The organism is Alkalicoccus chagannorensis DSM 18086, from assembly GCF_000429725.1.
Classification (GTDB): Bacteria; Bacillota; Bacilli; order Bacillales; family Salisediminibacteriaceae; genus Alkalicoccus; species Alkalicoccus chagannorensis.
In genome coordinates, this window is sequence record NZ_AUCK01000015.1 from 22,452 (window position 1) to 45,860 (window position 23,409).

Consider the following 23,409-nt stretch of genomic DNA (forward strand, 5'->3'; position numbering starts at 1 on the left):
CGCGTCGCTCCGCGTAGGGAACACAGATAAAACAAACGGAGATGGGATTTCGATCAGCATCCAAAAAGGACTGCAGCTCTCCTTTTTTTCTGCCGCAGAAATGGCAGGACCTCCGTGTCATCCATGCCTGCAGCTGTTGTCGTAGTTTCATGCTGGGGGTCTCCTCTCTTTTGATTCGATGCTTTCATTCTGCGGCAGAAGGCGATTTTCTGCAATCCTCTTGTTTCTGGTTAGGAGAAAAGCAAAAACGGGAAAAATGCCCGTGAATACCATACCGGAAAAAGCCCCCCCCTGAACATCATGCGGCACGGCTGGTGAGAGCATGCCACCCAACGCTTGGGCAGCTGCATGAAGCGGACAGGGAATCACCAAAAGGAGGAAAAACGATATGAAACGTGCGCTCTTAGTTATTGATGTGCAGAGAGGACTGGTGGAGGCCGGGTCTTTCGGAAAAGAGCTGTCGATGATAGCGGAGATGATCCGGACCTACAAACAGCGGGAGGAGCCGGTTTTCTTTCTGCGGCATGTGTATCGTGGAGAAGGGTCGATTTTCTCGGCCGACAGCCGGACCGCTGACCTGCACGAATCTGTAGAAAAAGAAGCGGACATGGTGTTGGAGAAAGAGAGGCCGAGCGCCTTTCTTGATACGAACCTGCATGAAGAGCTGCAGAAGCAGGGCGTCGAAGAAATCGTCATCACAGGGTTCAATGCAGAATTCTGCTGCATGTTCACGGCTGTCGCGGGCGTGGAGTATGGATATCAGGTGACGTACATGGAGGATGCGGTCGCTTCCGTTCATTCTCCGGAACGCTACGGAGCAGAGGGCGGAAGCACAGGAAGCATTATTGCTCGTATCATGGAGGCGTCCAGTACGGTCCGTGTGGAAAAAGGCGTCGGCAGAACTCCGTCAGCACAATAGGAGGAAAATGATGGTACAATGGAAGAGAACGAGGGACAGCGGAGGTGAGCGGGGATATGCCGTATCTACAGCATCAAGGCGCTTCATTATATTATGAAGAACATGGGACCGGCAACGAGGTGATGCTCTTCACCCACGGGGCTTCCCTGGACCATCGCATGTGGAAGACACAGGTGCAGCATTTCTCAAAACGGCACCGTGTCATCACATGGGATGTGCGTGGGCACGGCCTTTCCTCGCTGCCTAAAGGACCGGTGGACCCGGATGTGTTTTATCAGGATCTGCTCCGGCTGATCGAGGAGACGGAGGCAGACCAGGTTACTTTATGCGGCTTGTCCATGGGCGGCCATATGGCACTCCAGGCAGCAGCTGCAGCACCGGAAAAAGTAAAAGGACTCGTGCTGATGGGGACACCTTTTACGTATTCGCTTCACTGGCACGAGAAGCTGGCTGCCCCTTTGAACAGGTGGACGATGTATTCTCTGCCGATGGCTGTCACGACGAAGCTGCAGGGCCATATCCTCTCGAAACACCGCCCGGCCAATAAAGATTATATTCTCGCTGCTTCCGGACGGATGAAAAAGAACAGCTGGTCCAGAATATGGGGTGCGGTGACAAAGATGGACAGCAGCAACGACCTGCCGTTGATCGAAGCACCGGCGCTGCTGATCATCGGTGAGGATGACTGGCTTGTTCGTCAGCAGCAGGAGCACATGGAAGAGCAGATGCAGCGGGCGGAGAGTGTGATTATTCCGCGGGCGCACCATGCGGTGAACCTCGATAATCCGAAAGCAGTCAACGAACGAATCGATTTATTTCTCCAGCATATGGAAGCCGGTATTCAAAAATAACCGGCAGAAGGAGCAGCAATAATGGAAAATCTGCGCATTTTTGAAGAGGACGGAACGCTGATCGGCGTAAAAGAACGGGACGACGTGCACCGGGACGGAGACTGGCATGAAACCTTTCAGCTTTGGATCTTGGAAGCTGGTGAGCGCCCGAGGCTGCACGTCCAGCTGAGGTCGGATGGGAAAAAAGATTTCCCAGGTCTGTTTGACATAACGGCAGCCGGCCATCTGGAAGATGGAGAGAGAAGACTGAATGGCCTCCGGGAAGTGAAAGAGGAGATTGGCCTGTCCCTCCGGTTTAAAGATCTTGTCTACCTCGGGGTCCAGCAGGATGAGTATCAGGAAGGGGCCTTCATCGACCGGGAATTCTGCCACGTTCACCTTTATCTCTATCAAGGAGAAACGTATGACGTTGACCCGCAGGAAACCACTGGTGTATGGAGTATGGACCTCCAGGAAGCAGAAGCCATGTGGAAAGACGGTGCATCCGCTGTCGTGACAGATACTGCGACGGGAGAAGAGCGGGTGGTGACGGCTGCTGACTTTGCTCCACACAGCGCAGCGTATACAACGGCACTGCTGGAAGGCTGCAGACGACTTCTATAGAGCCATCAAGCCAGGACGGCTGCGTCTTGAGCAGACCCGCGGCTTCCCGCTTTCTGCAAGGACAACCTTTTTCTCGAACACGAGCAGGGCGTCGGTGGAAGCAGGAGGCCGCAGGCTTATCCACAGACAGAGGACGTCTGCAGCGTGATGAATGAAAGCAGCAGAAGGAAACAACACCTTTACAATAGAAAGGATGAGTACATGACCATTCTAGGACTGGATCATGCACAAATCACGATCCCGACAGGGGCAGAGCAGCAGGCGAAAGCATTCTATCTCGACCTCCTCGGACTGGTGGAAATCGAGAAGCCCGAGGCCCTCCAGGGGCGCGGCGGGTTCTGGATGAAAGCAGGGCCGATGGAAGTACATATTGGAACAGAAAAAGGCGTCGACCGGATGCAGACGAAGGCGCACCTCGCTTATCAGGTGCCGGATGTGAACCCTTGGAGGGAAACCTTGGAACAGGCAGGGGTGGACATCATCGAAGCGGCAGCAATTCCAGGTGCGGAACGCTTTGAATTCCGGGATCCATTCGGCAACAGGGTGGAACTCATTCAGCGTCTTCATCCGCAAGCGCGGACCGGCGATTCGCAGTAAACAGGCCGCAGGAGCCGGGGAAGATGCAGCATCGTCCTGCGCAGCGCTCCTTTCAGCAGAAGACGGGAAGAGGGGGTAGGGAGTATGAAACAACTGCCGGCTTACTGGATACCATCCATCGTCTCCGTGGTGCTGCTGCTGACGGGACTGCTGCGCGGCTGGCCGGAAGGAATCATCCCATCGGCGGCCGGTGCTGCAGCACTTGCACGGACGGCCCTGCTCCAGCAGCGCATGACAGCCGCAAGGCAGGAATACATACGGTATCAAATGATTGCCTGGACGGCAGGTGCAGCTGCTGTCTTTGCTTTCAGCGCGGGGGTAGGATGGGGGCCTGCCCTGTTGGTTTTCTGCTTCTCGGCAGGCGTCGGTTTTTTTGCGGTGGTCCTTGTCCGGGCGGATAGGAAGAACCGGCCGAAGCACCAGAAGATCGCGGAACATTACGACCGGCTTCCGCTCATCCATCACGAGCAGATGCTCTATATCAAACAAAATCATTTGTTCTACCTGGATGAAGACGGATCGCAGGTACGTGTGCCGTGCAGCGTGAGCCTGACGCTCGACCGGCATTGTCCTCCCTGCTTCTGGCCCGGCCAGGGAGGAAGAACGGGACTGCTCTACACAGAACTGGCTGCGTATCAGCAGCTCCAGCGGAAAGGCCGTAGAACGTCATGAGCATGGCCTTCCCACTTCAGGAGAAGCAGGTCAGCAGCGGATAATCAGCATCTTTCCAGGAGGGAGTCAGTATGGCAGACAAGCAATGGCACGCATCCGGGTATGAAGAGACCGTCAAGGCATTCGACAGCGACCGTACCGAAGGACTGGAAAAACAAGAAGCTGCAGACAGGCTTGATACATACGGCCGCAATGAGCTGCCAGAGGGGGAAGAGGAATCGAGCCTGATCAAGTTTTTCCGGCACTTTCACGATGTGCTGATTTATATTCTTCTCGCAGCCGCCGTCGTCACCGCCGTGCTCGGGCATTATATCGATACCGTCGTCATTCTGCTCGTCGCCGTGATCAACGCGTCTATCGGCTATCTGCAGGAGAGCCGGGCGGAGAAAGCCCTGCAGGGGATCAAAAATATGCTGTCGCTCGAAGCAACGGTCGTGCGCGGGGGCAGTCGAATCGATATCGATGCCGGCGAACTGGTTCCGGGGGATGTGGTGATTCTCCGCGCTGGAGATAAAGTTCCGGCGGACATGCGGCTGCTGGAAGCAGACAACCTTGCAGCCGAGGAAGCCGCGCTGACAGGGGAATCGACGTCAGCAGAGAAAACGACCGACGTGCAGGAAGAAGATATCGTGCTCGGCGACCGCTTTAATATGGTGTTTTCCGGCACGTCGATCACTTCCGGCAGCGGCCGGGGCATAGTCACGGCGACCGGCGAACAGACAGAAATCGGGAAGATCAACGAATCCATTAACCAGGTCGAAGAAACGAAGACGCCACTGATGAAGCAGACGGACCGTTTCGGTAAACAGGTTGCGTTCTTCATTCTTGGTGCCGCGGCGGTCATGTACCTCTTCGGCTTTTTCGTGCAGGGATATGAGGCAGGAGAACTCCTGCTTTCTGTAATCGGTCTTGCCGTGGCTGCGATTCCGGAAGGACTTCCGGCGATCATCTCCATCATTCTGGCGCTCGGCGTGCAGAACATGGCGGATCGCAAAGCGATCGTCCGCAGCCTCCCTTCGGTAGAAACACTCGGAGCGGTCTCGGTGATCTGCTCGGACAAGACCGGGACCTTGACGAAAAATGAGATGACGGTGACCTCGATTCTGACGGAGGAGCACAGCTTTGACGTCAGCGGCACAGGGTATGAGCCGGACGGCCGCATCAAGCTGGATGGGGAGGAAGCAGACCCGGAAACCAGGACGGACCTGAAAGAACTGCTGAGCGCCATGATCTCCTGCAACGAAGCCGAGCTGACGAAAACGGAGGACGGCTGGCAGATGAACGGTGAGCCGACAGAAGGATGCCTCCTGACGGCAGCAGAAAAAGCGGCCTCGACCATTCCGAGACACAGCCCGGCAGCGAAAATTCCGTTCGACTCTGAATATAAATACATGGCTGTCCTGGCCGATACAGATGAAGACCGCGTTATTTATGTGAAGGGAGCGCCGGACCGGCTGTTTGATATGGCGGCTTCTTCCGATGATGGGTTTGATCGTGATCACTGGGAAAAACTGATGAAAACGCGCACGTCGAAAGGCGAGCGGGTGCTCGCAGCCGGCAGAATCACCGTATCCGGGGAGAAAACCTCCCTCGAGCACGAAGACCTGCATTCGGGGGTGGAATTTCTCGGACTGACCGGCATCATTGATCCCCCGCGCGAAGAGGCGAAAGCGGCCGTAAACGAATGCCGTTCCGCAGGGGTGAGCGTGAAGATGATCACGGGAGATCATAAAGATACGGCCGTAGCGATTGGATATGAACTCGGCATCGGGGATGGAACCAAAGGGTTGGAAGGCCGCGAACTGGATGCGATGTCCGATGAGGAAATGGAGGAGGCGGTGCTGAAGTACGATGTTTTCGCCAGGACGAGCCCCGATAACAAACTCCGGCTTGTGGAGGCACTGCAGAAGCAGGGCAAAGTCGCTGCGATGACAGGGGATGGCGTCAATGACGCACCGGCGCTGAAACGGGCTGATATCGGTGTAGCAATGGGCATCAAAGGCACCGAGGTGGCGAAAGAATCCTCGAAAATGGTTCTGACCGACGACAACTTCGAAACCATCGTCGGGGCAGTGGAAGAAGGCAGGCGCGTCTACGCGAATCTGAAGAAGACGATTCTCTATATTCTGCCGACCAACGGCGCGCAGTCCCTGCTGATTGTGACAGCGATTCTGCTTGGAGCTGTCATGCCGTTGACCCCGATTCAAATTTTGTGGGTCAACATGGTGATTGCGGTTACCGTATCGCTGGCGCTGGCCTTTGAGCCGCTGGAAGAAGGAGCGATGGAGCGTCCGCCTAGGCCTGTGAGTACGCCGCTGCTGACGCCGTATTACATGTTCAGAATCATCTTTGTTTCGCTGTTGATTGCAGGCGTGACGTTTGCCGTGTATCTCTACCTGCAGGCGCAGGGCGTCAGTGAGACGATGCTGCATGCCGCCGTGCTGCACACTATTGTCATTCTGCAGATGTTCCACTTGTTCAACTGCCGCAGTGAGCTCGGATTCGCCTTCAACCGGAACTTTTTCAAAAACAAAGTAGCATTCCTCGTATCCGGGGCGCTGATCGTGCTGCAGCTGCTGATTCTTTACGTGCCGTTTATGCAGACAGCGTTCGGCACGACGGCGCTCACGATAGAATACTGGCTCGTGCCTGCGGGGTTGGGTGTTGTGATATTTGGTCTGATTGAACTGGAAAAAAGCGTCTCCCGCCGAGTGATCGGCCGAAGACAGAAAGGGGTCCGCGAGTGAAAATACTGATGGAGAGGCCGAAGCTGTCCCAGCGGCGGCCTCTGGAACTTTTATTGAATGGGAACAAAGCGGCCATCGTCCCTGAAGGAGACGGAGTGAATGCTGCGGTCCACCTCGGAGAAGAGATCTGGACCTTTCGGGAAACAGGACGGACCGAGGCCGGGGAAAAAATCTATGACGTCTCTCATGCCGGGGGAAGTGAGGTGCTTTACGGTCCCCGTCCAGAAGATACGCGGCATCTTCTGCGGATGGAGTCGGAAGAACTGATGATCGAATCTGCCATGGGACAGAGCGGGATGGTTCAATATCAAGGACGCGTCGCCGGGGAAACGAAGACGACGGGGTTTCTCTTCCGGACGTTCTGGGAAATGACCATCGACACAGACGAAATCCCTGCACCGGTGCTTGCAGGGATGATGTACATATTCTGGCACACCTTCTAACCTGGCGCCAGGCCTGCGTTCGACGCCGGCGAAGCAGCTAATCCTCGTATTCCGGCTCGTAGTCAAACTCCGTCTTGACGGAGAATTCACGCTCTTCGCCGCTTTCCTCTTCTTCAAAAGAAGCGATGGCAATCACCGTGTAGGTGCCGGGATCCGGTCCCATTTCCAAAAAGGAGTCAAAGCTGTAGTGCCATACTTCCGGGAACTGCGGGCGGATCATGCCTTCGTTGCTGCGGCCGACCCTGACACCGGTCGGGGTGTAGCTGTTCAAGTTTTCATCGGCGATACGAAAACGCACGAGCGACGTATACGTGACTTCAACTGGATCCGAACCGCGGTAGGTGAGCGTCGCTTCAAAATCCCGGTTGTTTTCGGCGCGGATGGTCATGGTGTAATCGCCGTCTTCGACAATGTCCTCTTCCGCATTGTCAACCATAGCAGGCGGTATTTCTGCTGCGGTCGGCTCGGCATCGGTACCGGACCAGTCTGTCCAGTCCACGGCGCAGCCGCTGAGACCAAGCAGCAGAACAAGCAGGAGAGCTTTCATCCGTCATCACTCCTTTGTCTTCCAGCCGGCAGCACAGGACTGGTACGGCCGGCAGGATTCACGTACAATGAACATGCATTACGTTCCATTCTAGCAGAAACAGTGGTGCTTCGCCTGCATTTTCCATACATAGGCGTGCCGCTGTTCATTAAAGGAGGTAGTAACGTGGCCAAAGGACCATCTTTTTCACCTGACAACCGGCCATTCTGGGAGAAGCGCTGGGTGAAAGTGCTGCTCTGGACATTGGTCGGACTGCTTGCTGCTGCCATCATCGCTGTGCTGATCGCCTACTGGTTCCTGGCACAGAGCCTGCCAGATACGGAAGAGGGGGCTGTGGAGGCACAAGTAGAACGGGACGTCGAGGTATCGCGGACAGATGACGGTGTCCCCCGTATCGCGGGGGACGACCTGGAAGAAGTCTTCTACACCCAGGGATATGTCATGGCCCAGGACCGGCTCTTCCAGATGGACATGACACGCAGGCTCGCCGGCGGTGAACTTGCCGAGGTGATAGGGGAAGACGCGCTGGAGAGCGATGAATACTTCCGGACCTACGGCATGCACCGCGCGGCTGGAGACATGCTCGATTTATTCGATGAAGAAACGGAAAGCATGGTCACTGCTTTTGCGGAAGGAGTGACCCAGTACATAGAAGAAACATCCGCTGCAGGAGAACTGCCGCTGGAATTCCGTATACTGGATTATGAACCGGAGCCGTGGACGATAGAAGACACGGCGGTGGCGGTGAAGTACATGGGCTACACGTTAACGGGAAATTTCACCGAGGAGCTGGAAAATTATGAAATCGTCCGGGAGCTCGGCATGGAAGCGGAAGCTTTGTTTCCGGATTATGATCTCGACGGGGACTTTCCTGTGATTGATGAAGAGACGACAGGGTCCGGAGAGGCCAATGAGAGCGATGCTGCGCTGCAGGCGTACAGCGGTCTGGCATCGGAAGATCCGCCCGGTTATGAAGACAGGCTCGATCTGCACGCCCACGCCCCTCCAGCGTGGAACGGCAGCAACAACTGGGCTGTTTCTGGAGAACATACAGCGTCCGGTGCACCGCTTATTGCGGACGACCCGCACCTCGGACTGGATATACCGGCAGTCTGGTACCAGGTCGAGCTGGAAGTCGAAGGCGATTTCCATTCCACCGGGGTGACGGTTCCCGGTATTCCCGGTGTCGTCTTAGGGCATAACGGCAGTGTGAGCTGGGGTGTGACGTCGTTATCGGCTGACTATGAAGATGTGTTTCTCGAACAGGTGAATCCGGAGAACCCGAATGAATACTTATATGATGACGAGTGGGAAGAAGCAGAGCGGGTCATCGAAGACATCTACGTGGAGGGAGAAGAAGAACCGCGGGAATTTGTGGTCGATATTACCAGGAACGGCCCGGTGATGAACCGGGTGATGGAAGAAGGCGGACCTTATCAGGCGTATTCCATGCGCTGGAGCGGGCTGGAACCTGGAGAGGAATTGAACGGCATTCTTGCGCTGAGCCGGGCAGAAGATGCTGATACGTTCCGCGAAGGACTCGAAGGGTTTGTGACACCCGGGCTCAGCTGGGTGTTCGCGGATCAGGACGGAAATATCGGCTATCAGGGGCAGGCGCTGATACCGATACGGCAGGCGTCGGACGGACGGTTCCCCGTGCCTGGATGGGATCCTGATTTTCAGTGGGACGGCTTTGTTCCGCAGGAGGATCTCCCGTCCGCGGCTAATCCGGAGAGCGGATACATCATGACAGCGAATCACATGCCGGTCGGGGACCAGTATTCGTATGAAATCGGCCGCAGCTATCATCCTTACCGCGGTCAGCGTCTGGAAACGATGATCGAAGAGCAGCTGGAGAGCGGGGAGCCGTTTACGCTTGAAACGATGGCAGCGATGCAGCAGGATGTGAAAAACGTGCAGGCAGAAGCGCTGCTGCCGCTCATGACCGAGGGCGTTCGTTCCTGGACAGAAGACATGGAAGCGCGGGGTGCCGACGGTGAGCCGGTCGGCTCCTTATCAGAAGTGGAAGAAGCAGCGCTTGCAGAAGTGGAAAACTGGGATTACGAAGAAACCGCGGAGGCGTCCGGAGCGCTCATCTGGCAGCTTTGGTATGAAGGACTCCCGGAGCACGTATATGAACGTCATCTGGAGATTCCGCTCACGAATCATCTTACAAGGCACCATACGATCGAAGAAGGAGCGGATGACGGGATGATGTTCGCCTTTCTCGATGAACGGTTCCACGTCCCGTTCGCCCAGGCCATGCGTGAAAGCTTCTATGAAGCCGTGCACCGTGCCGAGGAAATGCAGGGGGATGACCCTGGTGACTGGGAATGGGGCGACTGGCATCAGCTCAGCCTTTCCCATCCGCTGGGGGCGGTCTGGCCGCTGAACCATGTGTTTGACCTTGGAGGTCAGGCGGTCGGCGGCAGTGGCGCGACGCCGGCGGCAATGAGCTTTGATGTCGAAACTGGAGAAGCTGATCACGGAGCGGGCTGGCGCTTTATTGGAGATCTGTCCGATCCGGATCACTTCTATGATGTCCTGCTGCCGGGGCAGTCCGGACAGCGTCTCTCGCCTCATTACGCCGATCAAATCGACACCTGGCTCGATGGAGACTACACGCGCATGCCGTATCAGTCGGAGGGAGAGGCGCGTTTCTCTGATGAGCAGCAGTAGAGAAAACAAGATAGAAAGGAGCTGCTTCCATGCAGCATACTACAGGCCGGGAGCGAATCCTTCTGCTCGATGTCATCCGGGGAGCGGCGCTTCTCGGGATTGTCCTTGCGAACATGGCTTTTTTCAAATCACCTGTCTTTCAAAAAATGGCATCCCTCGATCCGGAGCCGATGCCAGCCGAACCGCTAGACCGTGCGGCGGCGCTGATCGTCGATGCATTGATACTCGGCAAATTTTATCCAATGTTCTCGCTTCTTTTCGGTCTCGGTTTTTATTTATTCATGACGAGACTGGAACAAAGGGGACTGCAGGCACGTTCCTATTTTCAGCGGCGGTTGACGTTTCTGCTGCTGCTCGGACTGATTCACCTGGTGGTCATCTGGTCCGGCGATATTCTGTTTACGTATGCGCTCGGCGGCTTCTTTCTGCTTTTCTTTGTGAAGAAGGAGGTGCGGTCGCTCGTCCGTTGGGGCATCGGCCTGCTGCTGACGTCGAGCCTGGTGATGGGGCTGCTGCTGCTGGCAGGAAATTTTGCCGCTGTCGTGAAGCCGGACATGGCGACAGGAGGCGTGGACGAAGCACACAACGTGATGAGCAATGGCACGTGGATGGAGATTTTCTCCTATCGGCTCAGCAATGAAGTATTTCTCGTGCTATTCAACGAACCCTTTGCTGTGCTGAACGTGCTGGGTATTTTCCTGATCGGCGCGGCGCTAGGAAAAGCTGGGTGGTTTCATGATATGGAACGGCATCTGGAAGGATGGAAGAAACTCTGCTTTCATGCCGGGTGGAGCGGGGTCCTGCTGACGATGCTGTTTCTCCTGCTGACGTATCAGGCGTTAGGGCTTCCGGTGTGGATGTCGGATGCGCTCGGCGAGGGGCTGAACATTCTCGCCGGTCCGCTGCTGATGCTGTTTTATGTATCGGCGGCGGTGCTCATCTGGCACGGGCGCAGCTTGGAAGTCTGGACGGCTCCGTTTGCCGCTGTCGGCCGGATGGCGCTCACGAACTACATGATGCAGTCCGTCGTGATGGTGCTGATTTTCAACGGCTACGGCCTTGGATTTTATGGGCAGATCAGCATTTTTAACGGATTCCTGATTGGACTGATGGTGTATGCGGTGCAGGTCATCCTCAGTACGATCTGGATGAGCCGCTTCGATCAGGGACCGCTGGAAAAACTCTGGCGCCGCTGGACCTACCCGGAAAAGAAAACCTCCTGACCGCCTGCAGGGTACAGGCAGAGCTGCCGGAAAGGCAGCGCACGCAACAAGGCACCGGATCACGTATCCGGTGCCTTTTTTGCATGATAGGAATATATACCTTCTCATTCAAGGGGACGGCGGCTCCATGCGCTGCTCGGGAAGAAACAAAGAACGTTTTCTTCCCTAAAAAAGCCTGCAGCGACTCTGCACGCCGTTCCGACCAAAAGACGCTGCGCGCTTTTGTTCCATGGTAGGAATGTAAAAGTTTTCATACAAGGGGACGGCGGCTCCATGCGCTGCTCGGGAAGAAACAAAGAATGTTTTCTTCCCTAAAAAAGCCTGCAGCGACTCTGCACGCCGTTCCGACCAAAAGACGCTGCGCGCTTTTGTTCCATGAAGGAGCTGCAGCGGCGGAATCCGTTCCGACTGGAAGCCGATCCGTGCTTCTGGTCAACTGGGGAAATGAGTAATCATGCCAGAAGCGCTTGTTCTAGCTGTGATGAAGCTGGTCGCGCCCCGGGTGAATCGGCTTGATATTGTTTCGGTTAGCCAGGAATTCCGGCCGTGGTCCCTGGCCGGAAAACGGCTCCTGCAGCTGGTTCTCGATCGAGTTGTAGACGAAGAACACATTGCTGCGGTCGTATGGGGAAATGTTTCCGGCGGAGCCGTGCATCGTGTTGCAGTCAAAGAAGAGAACCGAGCCGGCCGGACCGGTAGCACGGTCGATCTGTCCGTCAGCCTGATCAACAAGCCAAGACATGCTGTCGTTGTCCGGGACACCGGACTCCTGCTTTTTCAGCGACTCCTTGTAGTTGCCTTCCGGCGTCATGCCCGGGCAGGACACATACCAGTTCTGCGATCCTGGAATGAGCATCAGCGGCCCGTTGAACTCGTAATTGTCGGTCAGCACGATCGAGCAGCTGACGGCACGCATGTCCGGCATCCCGTCCTCTACATGCCACGTTTCGAAATCAGAGTGCCAATAGAATTCTTTCCCCTTAAAGCCCGGCTTGAAGTTGATGCGGGACTGGGTGATATAAACCTGGCTTGCCAGAAGCTGCTCCGCAATTTTCACGATTCGTTCGTTTTTACTCAGTGCTTCAAAAAACCCCCCGTCTTTATGGATCTCAAAAACAGAACGAATCTCGTTGCTTCCGGGCTCTTTAATGACATCGTCAGCATCGCGGGACTTGTTACGGTCCATGAGCTGGCGCAGTTCTTCTTTCAGAATCTTAACTTCTTCCTCATTGAACAGTCTTTCCTTGAGTAAGTATCCCTGCTCATCAAACCGCTTCATTTCCTCTTTGGTAAGCGGACCATCGCTGTCAGCCTTCTGATGAATGACGGGATCCTTTCGTTCAAGAATCTCTGCTTTGTTTCCTGTGCGGGATGGGTACTTATCGACTTTTGTCTGTGCCATTGTGTTCCTCCTTTTTCTTGATTGGTGATTGGCCCTTTAGAAGAGCTCCTGCTGAGTAGAGTACCCTTAAAATAAACGGATAAACACATATTTTCTTATTTTATGGTCTTTTTATATGTTATTTATCTAGTCCTATCGTTAACGACAGATGAAGGGAGCTTCCTGGAGATAGGGAGACATATCCTGGTGAAAAAACAGCATGCGTTCCAAAGAGACGGCTGAGGAAGCCGGATGCGCCGCAGGATCGCGGAATACGTTGTTTGAATCAGCAGGATTCGGGAACGAGGTTGTTGTGACTATAATGAAAAAGGTGGTTAAATCATGAGTTCATGGAACGGAAAAACAGTCGTTATTACTGGTGCAAGCAGTGGAATCGGCGAAGCGACGGCAGAGCGCTTCGTTCAGGAAGGCGCGAATGTGGTTCTCGGGGCCCGCCGGGAAGAGCGGCTGCAGGAAATCCAGTCCAAGCTGTCCGGTGAACCTGGTGAGGTGTCATATCAAAGCGTGGATGTGACGTCCCAGGAGCAGGTGGAGAGCCTGATTCAGCATGCCATAGATAAGTTCGGCCAGGTGGACGTGCTGTTCAATAATGCTGGTCTGATGCCGCTCAGCTTTATGAAAAACAAAAAAGTAGATGAGTGGGAGCAGATGGTTGATGTGAATATCAAAGGGGTGCTGTACGGAGTCGGCGCTGTCCTTCCACACATGCTGGAGCGTAACGAAGGGCACATCATTACGACGTCGTCCATCGCCGGACATGAAATTATGCCGGCAGGAGCAGTTTACTGCGGCACGAAGTTTGCGGCCCGGGTAATCATGGAAGGGCTCGGCAAGGAAGTCGCGCAGAGTAACGTCCGTACGACCAGCATCTCGCCGGGGATTGTCGAAACAGAGCTGATGAGTACCATCACGGATGAAGACGTACACGACATGCTGAAGAACTGGAACATGGATGAGCTGACGCCGCTGCAGAGCAAAGACATTGCGGAAGCTGTTTTCTACACGGTAAACCAGCCGCAGCACGTCGATGTGAACGAAGTCATCGTCCGACCGAACAACCAGGGCTGATCCCCTCTCAGCCTCAGGGCGGTCAAACCGACTTTTTCACAACTGGACACGAGGACAAAAGAGCCACGCCGGGAGAGAACGCCGGCGTGGCTCTTTTGAATGTATACGTTTTTCATACAGGGTGACGGCGGCATTCTCGGCTGCGCGGACAACCAGGCTGCCGGTTGACCGCTGATATTCCGGCAGGGCCTGATGGAAAGAGTCCGTCGTCAAAGCGGATACGGCTGGCTCCATACGCGGAGGGAGCGTCCGGAAAAGGAGGGCAAAGCGTCTCCTGTGCCGATAAGAGTGGCTCAAAAGCGAGCAGGTGGCTCAACATAGCTGTCGGGCGACGCGGAGAGGCAGCCAGGGGCCGCTTCCGATGCCATGGTGCGGGATGGAACAGCAGGGGGAAGCGAAAAGATGCGTACCTGTTGGCGTACCTGCCGTGTGCTTCGGCTGGTCATGGGCCTTTGACTCGAAACCTGAAGAAGCACAGGGGATACGCCTTTGCAGTAGAGCGGCTCTGTTTAGACGATGCGGCCGATATAAGGGAGGTTGCGGTACTGCTGTGCATAGTCGATCCCGTAGCCGACGATGAACGTATCCGGAATATCAAAACCGATGTAGTCTATCGGAGTTTCAATTCTCCTTCTCTCCGGCTTGTTCAACAGGCTGCAGATTTTCAGTTCAGCCGGATGATGGAGGCGGAAGTGATCGACGAGGAAGTCGAGCGTCAAGCCGCTGTCGACGATATCTTCGACGATAACTGCGTACTTATCTGTAATGTCATGGTCGAGGTCTTTCAGCAGGCGGACCTTGCCGGTAGTTTCCGTCTGGTTCCCGTAGCTGGAAACGGCAATGAAATCGATCTCTACACTGGTCTTCATCGCCCGCATCAAATCGGCGGCAAAGACGAAAGATCCTTTTAAGACGGCAATCAGCACAACAGGCCGTCCGGCTGCATCGGCCTCAATCTCCGCAGCGAGTTCCTGAACCCGAGCGGCGATTTTCTGTTCATCAATCATCACTTCCGTGTTCCATGTTTCCATGAGTAGATCCTCTCCTTGTGAACGTTTTTACGTAAATTATACCAATCGTTCGTTATTCCAACGGTTATTGTAACGAGGATTCCCGTTTTTGTAAATATGAATCGGATACATACGAATGTTCATACCCCGTGCATAAAATTTACTGAACGTTTGAATCTCCTTAAAACGGCCTTGATATTCTTCTACTAGCATGAAAGCAGTAAGAAAGATATTGATGGAGGGATAAACATGAAAGCATGGTGGATGATGGCGGGAGCCGCTCTTGTATTGAGTGCCTGTGGTTCCGAAGATAACAGCGGAGCGGAGGAAGAAGATCCAGAAGAAATCGTCATGGGATTTGTGCCGACAACGGACTCGGATGAGATTGCTTCGACGGTGGAGCCGCTGGCGGAGCGGTTATCTGAGATTCTGGATCGTCCTGTCGAAGGGACGGTCATGACTAGTTTTTCCGGCCTTGTGGCAGCGATGGGTAACGGAGAAGCGCATATTGGTTTTCTGCCGGCCTTCGGATACGTCCAAGGAAATGAAGAATATGATCTGGAGGTCATGCTGAAATCTGAAAGAGATGGAGCATCCTCCTACCGGGCTCAGTTCGTCGTGCGGGAAGATGCCGGTCTGGAAACATTGGATGATCTGGAAGGGACCGGTTGGACGTTTCCGGATGTTGCTTCTCCGGCAGGCTATCTCTTTCCAGCTGCCCATATCGCCGAGCACCGCGGGGACATTGGGGATGTAGAAACGGAATTTTTCGGAGACGTGCTGGAATCGGGCTCGCATGACAATGCGCTGACAGCTGTAATCGAAGGAGAGATGGATGTCGCAACGACGTATGAAGATGCGCGTGACGTCATTCTCGATGACTATCCAGAAGCCGAAGAGGAACTGAAGGTTATCGAATATACAGACGAGATTCCAAACGACACCATCAGCGTGATGGATGGTCTGGACGAAGGGTTGAAGGAAGAAATAAAAGAAGCCTTTCTGCAATTCAATGAAGAAGAAGAGATGATCCAAGTCATGAATGACGTGTACCGCTGGGATGCGATCGTGGAAGCCGAAGACAGCGATTATGATATCGTGCGGGAAACGTATGATAATTTCCGTGATGAGATTGATGTCGACGATCTGTAAGTCGTCCGCGGCGTAAGAGAAGCGGTGGAGCGTTGACGAAGCTGTTTTTCGTCGTCATCTTGCCCTTCCGGCATATTCTGGTTACAATCAAACAAATGATTGGTTGTACAGGAAGAGATCCGGCCGGCCCGGATGTTCCGGAAGGAGGGTAAGGATGAATCGTAAACAGCGTGCTGCGGCAGCATTGAAGCAGACGGGGCTCTTCCCGCTCAGCACTAGGGACGTGCAGCGGGCGCTTGAGGAGCCTGAACAACATCACGAAGGAGACCTGGCACTTAGCTGTATCCCCGCTTCGAGACAGCTGCAGAGGACCGCCGTGGAGCTTGCTGCTGAAACGGCAGCAGCGCTCGAAGACTTTCCGTGGATAACCGCTGAAGCCGACGGGCACCGGGTCTTCCTGCGTTTTCACCGGCCGGTGGTCGGCGACTGGGTGCTCCAGCATGCAGACGATCCAGACTATGGCAGGAGTACGACCGAACGACCGCAGACGGCAGCGGTGGTCCTTGGCACTTCCCGGGACCTGGACATGCCGGAGTGGGCGGATCTGCGAGCTGCTGCGGTCACCCAGTCGCTGCTGCGGCTGGCGGACAACGGAGGGTGGACGAGCATTCGCGCAGAGAAAGCCGCGTCGTGGGAGGTGGATTTCGGCCTGCACGACGAAAAGACGAAGGAGCCGTCGGAGGAGCCGGCCGCGCGTGTGATCCAGCAGTTAATGGAACAGGAGTTAATTACCCGGACAGAGGAGGGGTATGCGGTTCCTCTGTCCGGACTGCCGCCGCTGCTTCTCTACAGCAGGGACGCGGCCGAAGGGGAAGCAAGAGCTTTGGCAGCCGTGGTCGCCAGAAAAGAACAGCTTGATTTTGATGTGCTGCTGGATGTTTCGGATAACCGGAGACAGCTGCATATCGAACAGCTTCGTCAAGTACTGCGGCAGGGAGGCTGGCCGTGGGGAGGGCAGCTCGAGCATGTAGGGATATCGGAAGTGCAGTCCCGCTATACCCCCACGGACCTCCTGAAGCGGACGAGAGAGCTTTTTCCGGATGCCAAGCAGGCGGCCGGCGTGCTCCTGTTTCATCTGCTGCTGCCGGATCGGATGGACCGCCCGCCGCTGACCCCGCACCTGCTCGGTGAAGACAGGGGCGGGCGCTACATACAACAGACGTATAACGAGGTTTGTTATTCCGTAAGCGAAGGGCGAGCGGACGGCTCAGCATGGCCGGATGCCGTCTGGCGGGTCGTATGTCGGATCGACGACTTCCCGGAAACAGCGAAAACAGCGTGGGAGCGGAGGCAGCCCTCGCTGCTTGCGGCACTGATGCTGAATCTGGCCGAAGCAGTGCGTGCCGTACCGCCGGAAGCATGGGAAGATGCCGATCACCGCCTCCCCGAAGCAGCCTGCCGTGTGTTGCGAAGAGGCATGTTCCTCCTCGGAGTGGAGCTGGAGGTCCGGGCAGGCAAGTGACTTTCTTTCTGCCGTTCCTGTGGCACTTCCCAAGGCTGAAAGTAGAAAGAAGGCATGAAAAAGAGCGGCTTTCTCCTGCGGGAGGACCGCTCTTGTCTGCGTGGCAGAAAGCTCCCCCCTTTCTGGCAGAGGTGCTTGTTTTCGTTTCGTTTTCCGGATTAAATCTAAAAAAATGTCGCATAAATACCATTAAATTCCCAAACTTTTAGAGGCGGTACAATGATTCAAAGCCGGCCTTTTTGGTTATGATGTAACATGGATGAAATAATCGAAAAGGATGTGTCTACATGAAAAAAGCAGCGCTCTTGTCTACCGTTGCTGGGAGTGCCCTTCTCCTGGCCGCGTGCGGAGGCGAAAATAACGAAATGAACAACGAGGAAGCAGGAAATCCTGCGGACAACAACGGTGTGGAGAACGAGGAGAACAACGATAACAACAGCGATAACAACGAAGAAGCGGACGAGAACAATGAGAACGCTGACGAAGAAGAGAACGGGGAGGAAGCGGCTGGCGACGTCGAGGATCTTGCAGCTGACTATGACCTCGACGTGACGGTCGAGGAGGACGGCGGCGACGCGCCGGAAGCATCGATGGAAGAGCTGGAAGAAGTCTTCGCCCTCGTGAGCACAGCGCAGGAAGCGGACATGCTCGCTTTCGTGGAATCCCCGCAGGAAGGGGAGGCAGAAGAAAGCGGCTCGGTCGAAGCACATTACGAAGTGCCGGGCGTGGAACTGGAAGAAGTGGAAGCGCACCTCGTTCTCGAATTCGACTATGAATTCGGCGGCGATCTGGGAGATGACGATGTTCATCCATCTTTTGAAGACCTCAGCTCAGAAGAAGCATCCTTAGAGGGTCCTGAATTTCTGACTTGGGAAACCGATGCCCTCGAGGCAGATACTGCAGGTGCCGGAACGATCGCTGAATTCACAGGAGAAGGTGCCTGGGTACTGGAAGCGGAACATGACGGAGTGCACGTCACGTTTGAAGAAGAGGACGAATGGCTGGCCGAATTCGCTTCCGACATCCTTGCAGGTATTGAAGAGGAATAACCCCCTTGCAGCCCCCAGCGTGAAGGCGGTGTAGTTTCCATGAACCGTGCTGGGACAATAAAAGTTGAAATGAGCAGAAAAACGCTTCCGATGATTCCTATGGTATCGTCGGAAGCGTTTCGCATGCAGGGGAGAATGCCATGGCTGATTCCGTCTGCCGGGACCGGATTACAGAAAAAAGAGGCCATCTCCTCTGGAGGCGGCCTCGATCGATCTATGTTGTGGGAGAACGCGGCCTGCTGCCGGCGCTCCTGCTGTGACTTCGTTAAAATGATTCTGAGCTCCGGTCCACGACAAAGCGGGATACTTCTGCACGGATTTCCTGCAGGACGTCCTCGTAGTCGGATTCTTCTTCCATGTGCATACGGACTTCTCCGTTTTCATATAAAATCAAGCTCGGCAGTTCTTCTGCCTGCAGGTGAGGAGCCGCACTGGCAGCCTCGGTTCCTTCAACCACGTGGACATCAATCGGTTTGCTTTTCTCCAGTTCGAGAAGGGCATCCAGATAAGCGTGGTTTCGTTCATCTTCCTGATCATCAAGAAGCAGAATGGCGTGGAGGGTTTCTTCCGCTTGAAGATCGGGAAGAACATCATATACGTCAGCAGAGCTGCATCCAGCAGTAATGAATAATAATAACAGCATGAGTGTTTTCATGGCGGAGACCTCCTTATCGCCTGTTCGTCCCCTATCATAACTGCTGTGTGCTTGAAAAACAGCGTTGTTACACGATTATTATCGAAGTGTCACCGAAATGAGATATTAGTAATCACTGCCGTAAAAAATGAGATTTTTTGCCGGGGCCGTTCCGGAGTGGATTCCTGCTCGTGAGAATTTGCCATTGTGCACGTTCAATCCGGGGAGAACCGCCGACTACTGCCTGTGGCACGGGGGGGAAGATGGTATAGGAAAAACGGCGTCGCGCGCTGCACGGGACGAAAGTAGAACCTTTTCTTCCCTCGAAAAGCCTGCAGCGACGCCGTCCGCTGTTCCGACTTGAAGACGCTGCGCGATTTTGTTCTGTGACAGCGGTGGTTATGCGGTATGATAGAGAGAGGAAGCAGGTGAGCGTCATGAAACAACCTGGGGTCAAAGGTGCCGGCATTTTTCTGGCAGCAGCCGTTTTCTTCTTCGTGCTGCTCTGGGGCGTGTCGTCCATATACGAACAAACACAGGAGGAGTCGGAGGAACCGGAGCCGCAGATTGCCTCTTATGAAATACCGGCCTCCTTCATCCCGGTCTACCAGGAGGCGGAAGAAGAATACGGCGTGCCGTGGCGGCTCCTGGCCGCTGTGCATCGAATTGAAACGGTGTTTTCGACGATGGACACCCTCGTGAGTCCTGTTGGAGCAGAAGGGCATCTGCAGTTTATGCCGTGTACGTGGGCCGGCTGGAATCATCCATCCTGCGAAGGACTCGGGGAAGGAGATATTAGTGAAAGCGAGCTGACCGATCCGGACGTCATCGCCCAGTACGGCGGGTATGGCGTCGACGCCGATGGTAACGGTCAGGCGGACCCTTACAGTCTCGAAGACGCCGTGTTCAGCGCTGCCAACTATCTGGCTGATGCCGGAGCTGCCGACGGCCGGCTGGAGGATGCGGTGTATGACTATAACCGGGCCGACTGGTATGTCGACGATGTCCTGGAATTTTACGAGATTTACGAAGCAGGGTACGAAACAGTAGAACTGGAAGAGCAGGATATGGAATACGTCGTAGAATGATGGCAGAATATCGAATGATTCTGTCATCTTTCTCTTTTTTTCGTTATACTGGAAAGTAATTCGCCGTTCGAAATAAAACGGCAGACTTTGACAGGAAGAGGATGATTAGTATGGCACGCACGCGAGCAGACATTCCAGAGCAGGAAAAATGGAATCTGGATGATTTATTTTCATCTCAGGAAGCATGGCAGAAAGCCATGGACAAAATTCCTGCGATGCTCCAGGAAGTGCAGCAGTGGGAGCATCAGGTGACCAAAGATGGAGCATCCTTGTACCAGTCGTTAACATCGTATGAAGCGCTGCAGATCCATATGGTGCAGACAGGAACCTATGCTTCCCTGCGGGAGAGTGGAGATGGGTCTGACCCGGAAAACCAGGCGCTGACGGCGGCCTTTTCCTCGGTGCAGGGAGAGGTGCAGGCTGGCGTCTCGTTTCTGGAATCGGAACTGCAGCATCTGACGGCGGATGAAGTCACGATGATGATCGCGGAAGAGCCGAGGCTCGAGGATTTCCGGCGTACGCTGGACCGGGTGCTGGATGAACAGCCGTTCCGGCTCGGGCCGGAGGCGGAAAAGGTACTTGCTTCCTTCGGCGAAGTACATAAAGCTCCGTTTATGATCTACGAGCGGAGCAAATCATCGGATCTGCGTTTTCCTTCTTTTCCGACGTCGGACGGAAAAGAGCATCCACTGACCTTCAATTCGTTTGCTTCCTACGAAACGTCGCCGGAGACAGAAGTCCGCCGGCGTGCCTACGAGACCTTCTACGAACAGCTGAGCCGCTATCAGCATACGTATGCGGCGGCCTATGCGACGGAAGTGAAAAAGCAGGTGATCGAATCAAACCTGCGCGGCTATGATTCGGTGACTCACATGCTTCTCTCGAAACAGGAAGTGACGGAAGCGATGTACCACCGTCAGCTGGACACGATCCAGGAGCAGCTGGCTCCGGTCATGCGCCGGTTTGCTGCGCTGAAAAAAGAGGTGCTCGGCCTGGATCGGATGACGTATGCGGACCTCAAGGCACCGATCGACCCGGACAACAACCCGGAGATGTCCTATGAGGAGGCGTCTGCGCTCGTGCTCGATTCGCTGGATGTCATGGGCCCGGAATACAAACAGTTCATGCAGCGGGCCATCGACGAACGCTGGGTCGACTATGCGGATAACGAAGGCAAGCGTTCCGGTGCGTTCTGTTCGAGTCCTTATGGCGTGCACCCGTACATCCTGGTGACGTGGCACCATTCTATGCAGGATGCGTTCACTCTGGCCCATGAGCTGGGCCATGCCGGTCACTTTGCGCTCGCACAGAAGTATCAGCGTCTCTCGAATACACGACCGTCGATGTATTTCATCGAAGCGCCTTCCACGATGAATGAAATGCTTCTGAGCCGGCATATTCTGGAACAGTCCACGGACGAGAAAACGCGCAGATGGGTGCTGCTGCAGTCGCTCGGGACGTACTACCATAACTTTGTTACACACATTCTTGAAGGTGAGCTGCAGCGGCGGGTGTACGCCCATGCCGAGGCCGGGACGCCGATTACAGCGAAACTGCTGAACGAAGAAAAGACAGATGCGCTGCGCGCCTTCTGGGGAGAAGAGGTGGAGATTCCGGACAGTGCCGGTCTGACATGGATGCGTCAGCCGCACTACTACATGGGCCTCTATCCGTACACGTATTCCGCAGGCCTCACGGTGTCGACCGCGGCCGCGCAGCAGATGAAGGGGAGAGAAGAAGAAGCTGCGGCCGCTTGGCTCGATGTGCTCAAAGCCGGCGGCACGATGAAACCACTGGAGCTGATGCAGCAGGCCGGCGTGGATATGACGACCAAAGCGCCTATTCAGGAAGCAGTAGCCTATGTAGATGGGATTGTCTCGGAGCTGGAAAGCCTCTTCGCTCTGAAGAGGTAGGCCGTGAGCCCTCAGGCGCTGTGGCAGAAGTACCGTTCGCTGGCTGCTGGTGCCATCGCTTTAGCGCTCGTGATGGGCATCGGGCGGTTCGTCTACACACCGATCCTTCCGCTGATGGAGGTCGAGGGGCTCTCTACAACAGCAGGAGGAGCCCTTGCTTCTGCAAACTACGCCGGCTACATGATCGGCGCTCTGGCAGCCGTCCGGTTGAAAAAATCGAGCCTGCGCCTGCTGCTTCTGCTGTTGGCGAATGTGCTGTTCACATGGTCGATGGCCTACACAGACAGCCTCTTCTGGATGCACCTGCTCCGCTTTTTATCCGGTCTCTCAAGCGGGCTCGCTTTTGTTCTCGTCTCTGCCCTGATTCTGGCCGCATGGCGGCCGCGTCCGAACGGTATGCTGTATGCAGGCATACTCTTCGGCGGTGTCGGAGCCGGCATCTTTCTGTCCGGAGCGCTCACGCCGTTGTTCCAAGATGCGGACAGCGCCTGGGTCGGCTTCGGTATCGTGAGCCTCCTTCTTCTTGCAGTGGCGGCGGCCGCTTATCGGCATGAAGAGGTGCCAGAGGTGGGAGATCCCGGTGTTGTTCTGCGAGCATCCGGCCCGCACCGGAAAAAACATGCGGCCGCCTATTTCTTTGAAGGATTCGGCTATATCATTTTTGCTACTTATATCGTATCCATGCTTGTCTCGATGGACGATCTTCCCATCGACCCTGCCTACGTCTGGGCTGCCGTGGGTCTTGGTGTGATGCCCTCCTGTGTTTTCTGGGCGGTCGTGGCACGAAGGCGCGGGACGCTGGCAGCTCTGCGCATGGCCTATGTCCTGCAGCTGACAGGCATGCTGCTTCCCGTCCTGAACCAGAGCGTCGCGGTTCTGCTTTTCAGCGCCATCTGTTTTGGCGGGACATTTATGGGTATAACGATGTTAACGATGACGTATGCACCGATTACCGGCCAGCGGGCTATCGGCGTATTGACTGGTGGATACGGACTCGGGCAGCTTCTCGGGCCGCTGGCTGCCGCATGGGTGATCGTCCGTACAGAACCGTTGATGGCGCTGGTACTTGGGGCTGCGGCGCTCGCAGCAGCACTCGTTCTGATCCAGAACATGATACGAGAAGAAAGGAGGGGCACGCATGCCATACGTGAATATTAAGGTTACGCATGAACACGGCGGTCTGACGAAAGAACAGAAGCACGAGCTGATCGAAGGGGTGACAGACCTGCTGTCTGAGAAGCTGCAGAAAAACCCGGCTTCCACGGTCGTGGTCATTGATGAAATCGACACGGATAACTACGGGCTCGGGGGAGAGCAGATCACCGAACGCAGAAAGAAAGAATCGTAACA

General features: G+C 55.1%; 21 protein-coding genes. 17 read left to right on the plus strand and 4 right to left on the minus strand.

All coding sequences use genetic code 11. The features are described from left to right. Positions 1–388: 388 nt before the first annotated feature. The 7 genes from G477_RS19255 (at position 389) to G477_RS0109565 (ending at position 6,832) form a co-directional block, all read left to right on the plus strand. The gene (locus tag G477_RS19255; protein WP_051287884.1) at positions 389–919 is read left to right on the plus strand and encodes a cysteine hydrolase family protein; all 531 of its coding nucleotides are present in this window, start codon (positions 389–391) and stop codon (positions 917–919) included. Positions 920–975: 56 nt separating this feature from the next. Next, positions 976–1,770, plus strand: a complete 795-nt coding sequence (locus G477_RS0109540) for an alpha/beta fold hydrolase (RefSeq protein WP_026697760.1) — start codon at positions 976–978, stop codon at positions 1,768–1,770. Between the two features lie 21 nt (positions 1,771–1,791). Then, positions 1,792–2,373, plus strand: coding sequence for an NUDIX hydrolase (locus tag G477_RS19260; protein ID WP_051287886.1), 582 nt, complete (start codon positions 1,792–1,794; stop codon positions 2,371–2,373). Positions 2,374–2,574: 201 nt separating this feature from the next. Beyond that, positions 2,575–2,970 (plus strand): VOC family protein, encoded by a 396-nt coding sequence (locus tag G477_RS0109550; RefSeq protein ID WP_026697761.1) that lies wholly within the window; start codon positions 2,575–2,577, stop codon positions 2,968–2,970. An 84-nt stretch (positions 2,971–3,054) separates the two neighbouring features. Further along, entirely contained in the window at positions 3,055–3,642 is a 588-nt protein-coding gene (locus tag G477_RS0109555; RefSeq protein ID WP_026697762.1) for a hypothetical protein, read from the plus strand. Positions 3,643–3,713: 71 nt separating this feature from the next. Next, the gene (locus tag G477_RS0109560) at positions 3,714–6,389 is read left to right on the plus strand and encodes a cation-transporting P-type ATPase (RefSeq protein WP_026697763.1); all 2,676 of its coding nucleotides are present in this window, start codon (positions 3,714–3,716) and stop codon (positions 6,387–6,389) included. Then, on the plus strand, positions 6,386–6,832 hold the full coding sequence (locus tag G477_RS0109565) for a hypothetical protein (RefSeq protein ID WP_026697764.1): 447 nt from the start codon (positions 6,386–6,388) through the stop codon (positions 6,830–6,832). Before G477_RS0109560 ends, G477_RS0109565 begins: the two co-directional genes overlap by 4 nt. A gap of 37 nt (positions 6,833–6,869) precedes the next feature. Here G477_RS0109565 and G477_RS21385 read toward each other — a convergent pair whose 3' ends face one another. After that, positions 6,870–7,379: a hypothetical protein gene (locus G477_RS21385; RefSeq protein ID WP_026697765.1), complete on the minus strand. Its 510-nt coding sequence runs from the start codon at positions 7,377–7,379 to the stop codon at positions 6,870–6,872. Positions 7,380–7,544: 165 nt separating this feature from the next. Between G477_RS21385 and G477_RS0109575 the strand changes: the two genes are divergently transcribed. Next, positions 7,545–10,058: a penicillin acylase family protein gene (locus G477_RS0109575; protein WP_026697766.1), complete on the plus strand. Its 2,514-nt coding sequence runs from the start codon at positions 7,545–7,547 to the stop codon at positions 10,056–10,058. 29 nt (positions 10,059–10,087) lie between these two features. Next, a complete protein-coding gene (locus G477_RS0109580; RefSeq protein WP_026697767.1) occupies positions 10,088–11,281 on the plus strand; it encodes a DUF418 domain-containing protein in 1,194 nt (397 codons plus the stop codon). A 472-nt stretch (positions 11,282–11,753) separates the two neighbouring features. Here G477_RS0109580 and thpD read toward each other — a convergent pair whose 3' ends face one another. Beyond that, positions 11,754–12,683 (minus strand): ectoine hydroxylase, encoded by a 930-nt coding sequence (gene thpD, locus G477_RS0109590; RefSeq protein WP_026697768.1) that lies wholly within the window; start codon positions 12,681–12,683, stop codon positions 11,754–11,756. A gap of 321 nt (positions 12,684–13,004) precedes the next feature. Between thpD and G477_RS0109595 the strand changes: the two genes are divergently transcribed. Continuing rightward, positions 13,005–13,751: an SDR family oxidoreductase gene (locus G477_RS0109595; protein WP_026697769.1), complete on the plus strand. Its 747-nt coding sequence runs from the start codon at positions 13,005–13,007 to the stop codon at positions 13,749–13,751. 509 nt (positions 13,752–14,260) lie between these two features. Here the strand turns inward: G477_RS0109595 and hpt are convergent. Continuing rightward, positions 14,261–14,782, minus strand: coding sequence for a hypoxanthine phosphoribosyltransferase (gene hpt / locus G477_RS0109600; RefSeq protein WP_026697770.1), 522 nt, complete (start codon positions 14,780–14,782; stop codon positions 14,261–14,263). 228 nt (positions 14,783–15,010) lie between these two features. Between hpt and G477_RS0109605 the strand changes: the two genes are divergently transcribed. The 3 genes from G477_RS0109605 to G477_RS0109615 all read left to right on the plus strand — a co-directional run bounded on the left by G477_RS0109605 (position 15,011) and on the right by G477_RS0109615 (position 18,424). After that, entirely contained in the window at positions 15,011–15,913 is a 903-nt protein-coding gene (locus tag G477_RS0109605; RefSeq protein ID WP_026697771.1) for a phosphate/phosphite/phosphonate ABC transporter substrate-binding protein, read from the plus strand. 154 nt (positions 15,914–16,067) lie between these two features. Further along, positions 16,068–17,375, plus strand: a complete 1,308-nt coding sequence (locus G477_RS0109610; RefSeq protein WP_026697772.1) for a hypothetical protein — start codon at positions 16,068–16,070, stop codon at positions 17,373–17,375. Between the two features lie 287 nt (positions 17,376–17,662). After that, positions 17,663–18,424, plus strand: coding sequence for a hypothetical protein (locus tag G477_RS0109615; RefSeq protein ID WP_026697773.1), 762 nt, complete (start codon positions 17,663–17,665; stop codon positions 18,422–18,424). A 265-nt stretch (positions 18,425–18,689) separates the two neighbouring features. On the opposite strand, the gene G477_RS0109625 is transcribed toward G477_RS0109615, so the two are convergent. Continuing rightward, positions 18,690–19,079 carry a hypothetical protein gene (locus tag G477_RS0109625; RefSeq protein ID WP_026697774.1) on the minus strand — a complete coding sequence of 130 codons (390 nt, stop codon included), beginning with the start codon at positions 19,077–19,079 and terminating at the stop codon, positions 18,690–18,692. 416 nt (positions 19,080–19,495) lie between these two features. On the opposite strand from G477_RS0109625, the gene G477_RS19265 reads away from it, so the two are divergent. The 4 genes from G477_RS19265 to G477_RS0109645 all read left to right on the plus strand — a co-directional run bounded on the left by G477_RS19265 (position 19,496) and on the right by G477_RS0109645 (position 23,407). After that, entirely contained in the window at positions 19,496–20,146 is a 651-nt protein-coding gene (locus G477_RS19265; RefSeq protein ID WP_035211725.1) for a lytic transglycosylase domain-containing protein, read from the plus strand. A 110-nt stretch (positions 20,147–20,256) separates the two neighbouring features. Then, positions 20,257–22,059 (plus strand): oligoendopeptidase F, encoded by a 1,803-nt coding sequence (gene pepF, locus G477_RS0109635; protein ID WP_026697775.1) that lies wholly within the window; start codon positions 20,257–20,259, stop codon positions 22,057–22,059. 3 nt (positions 22,060–22,062) lie between these two features. Beyond that, positions 22,063–23,217, plus strand: coding sequence for a YbfB/YjiJ family MFS transporter (locus G477_RS20935; RefSeq protein ID WP_084406200.1), 1,155 nt, complete (start codon positions 22,063–22,065; stop codon positions 23,215–23,217). Further along, positions 23,198–23,407: a tautomerase family protein gene (locus G477_RS0109645; RefSeq protein WP_026697811.1), complete on the plus strand. Its 210-nt coding sequence runs from the start codon at positions 23,198–23,200 to the stop codon at positions 23,405–23,407. Before G477_RS20935 ends, G477_RS0109645 begins: the two co-directional genes overlap by 20 nt. Positions 23,408–23,409: the final 2 nt, after the last annotated feature.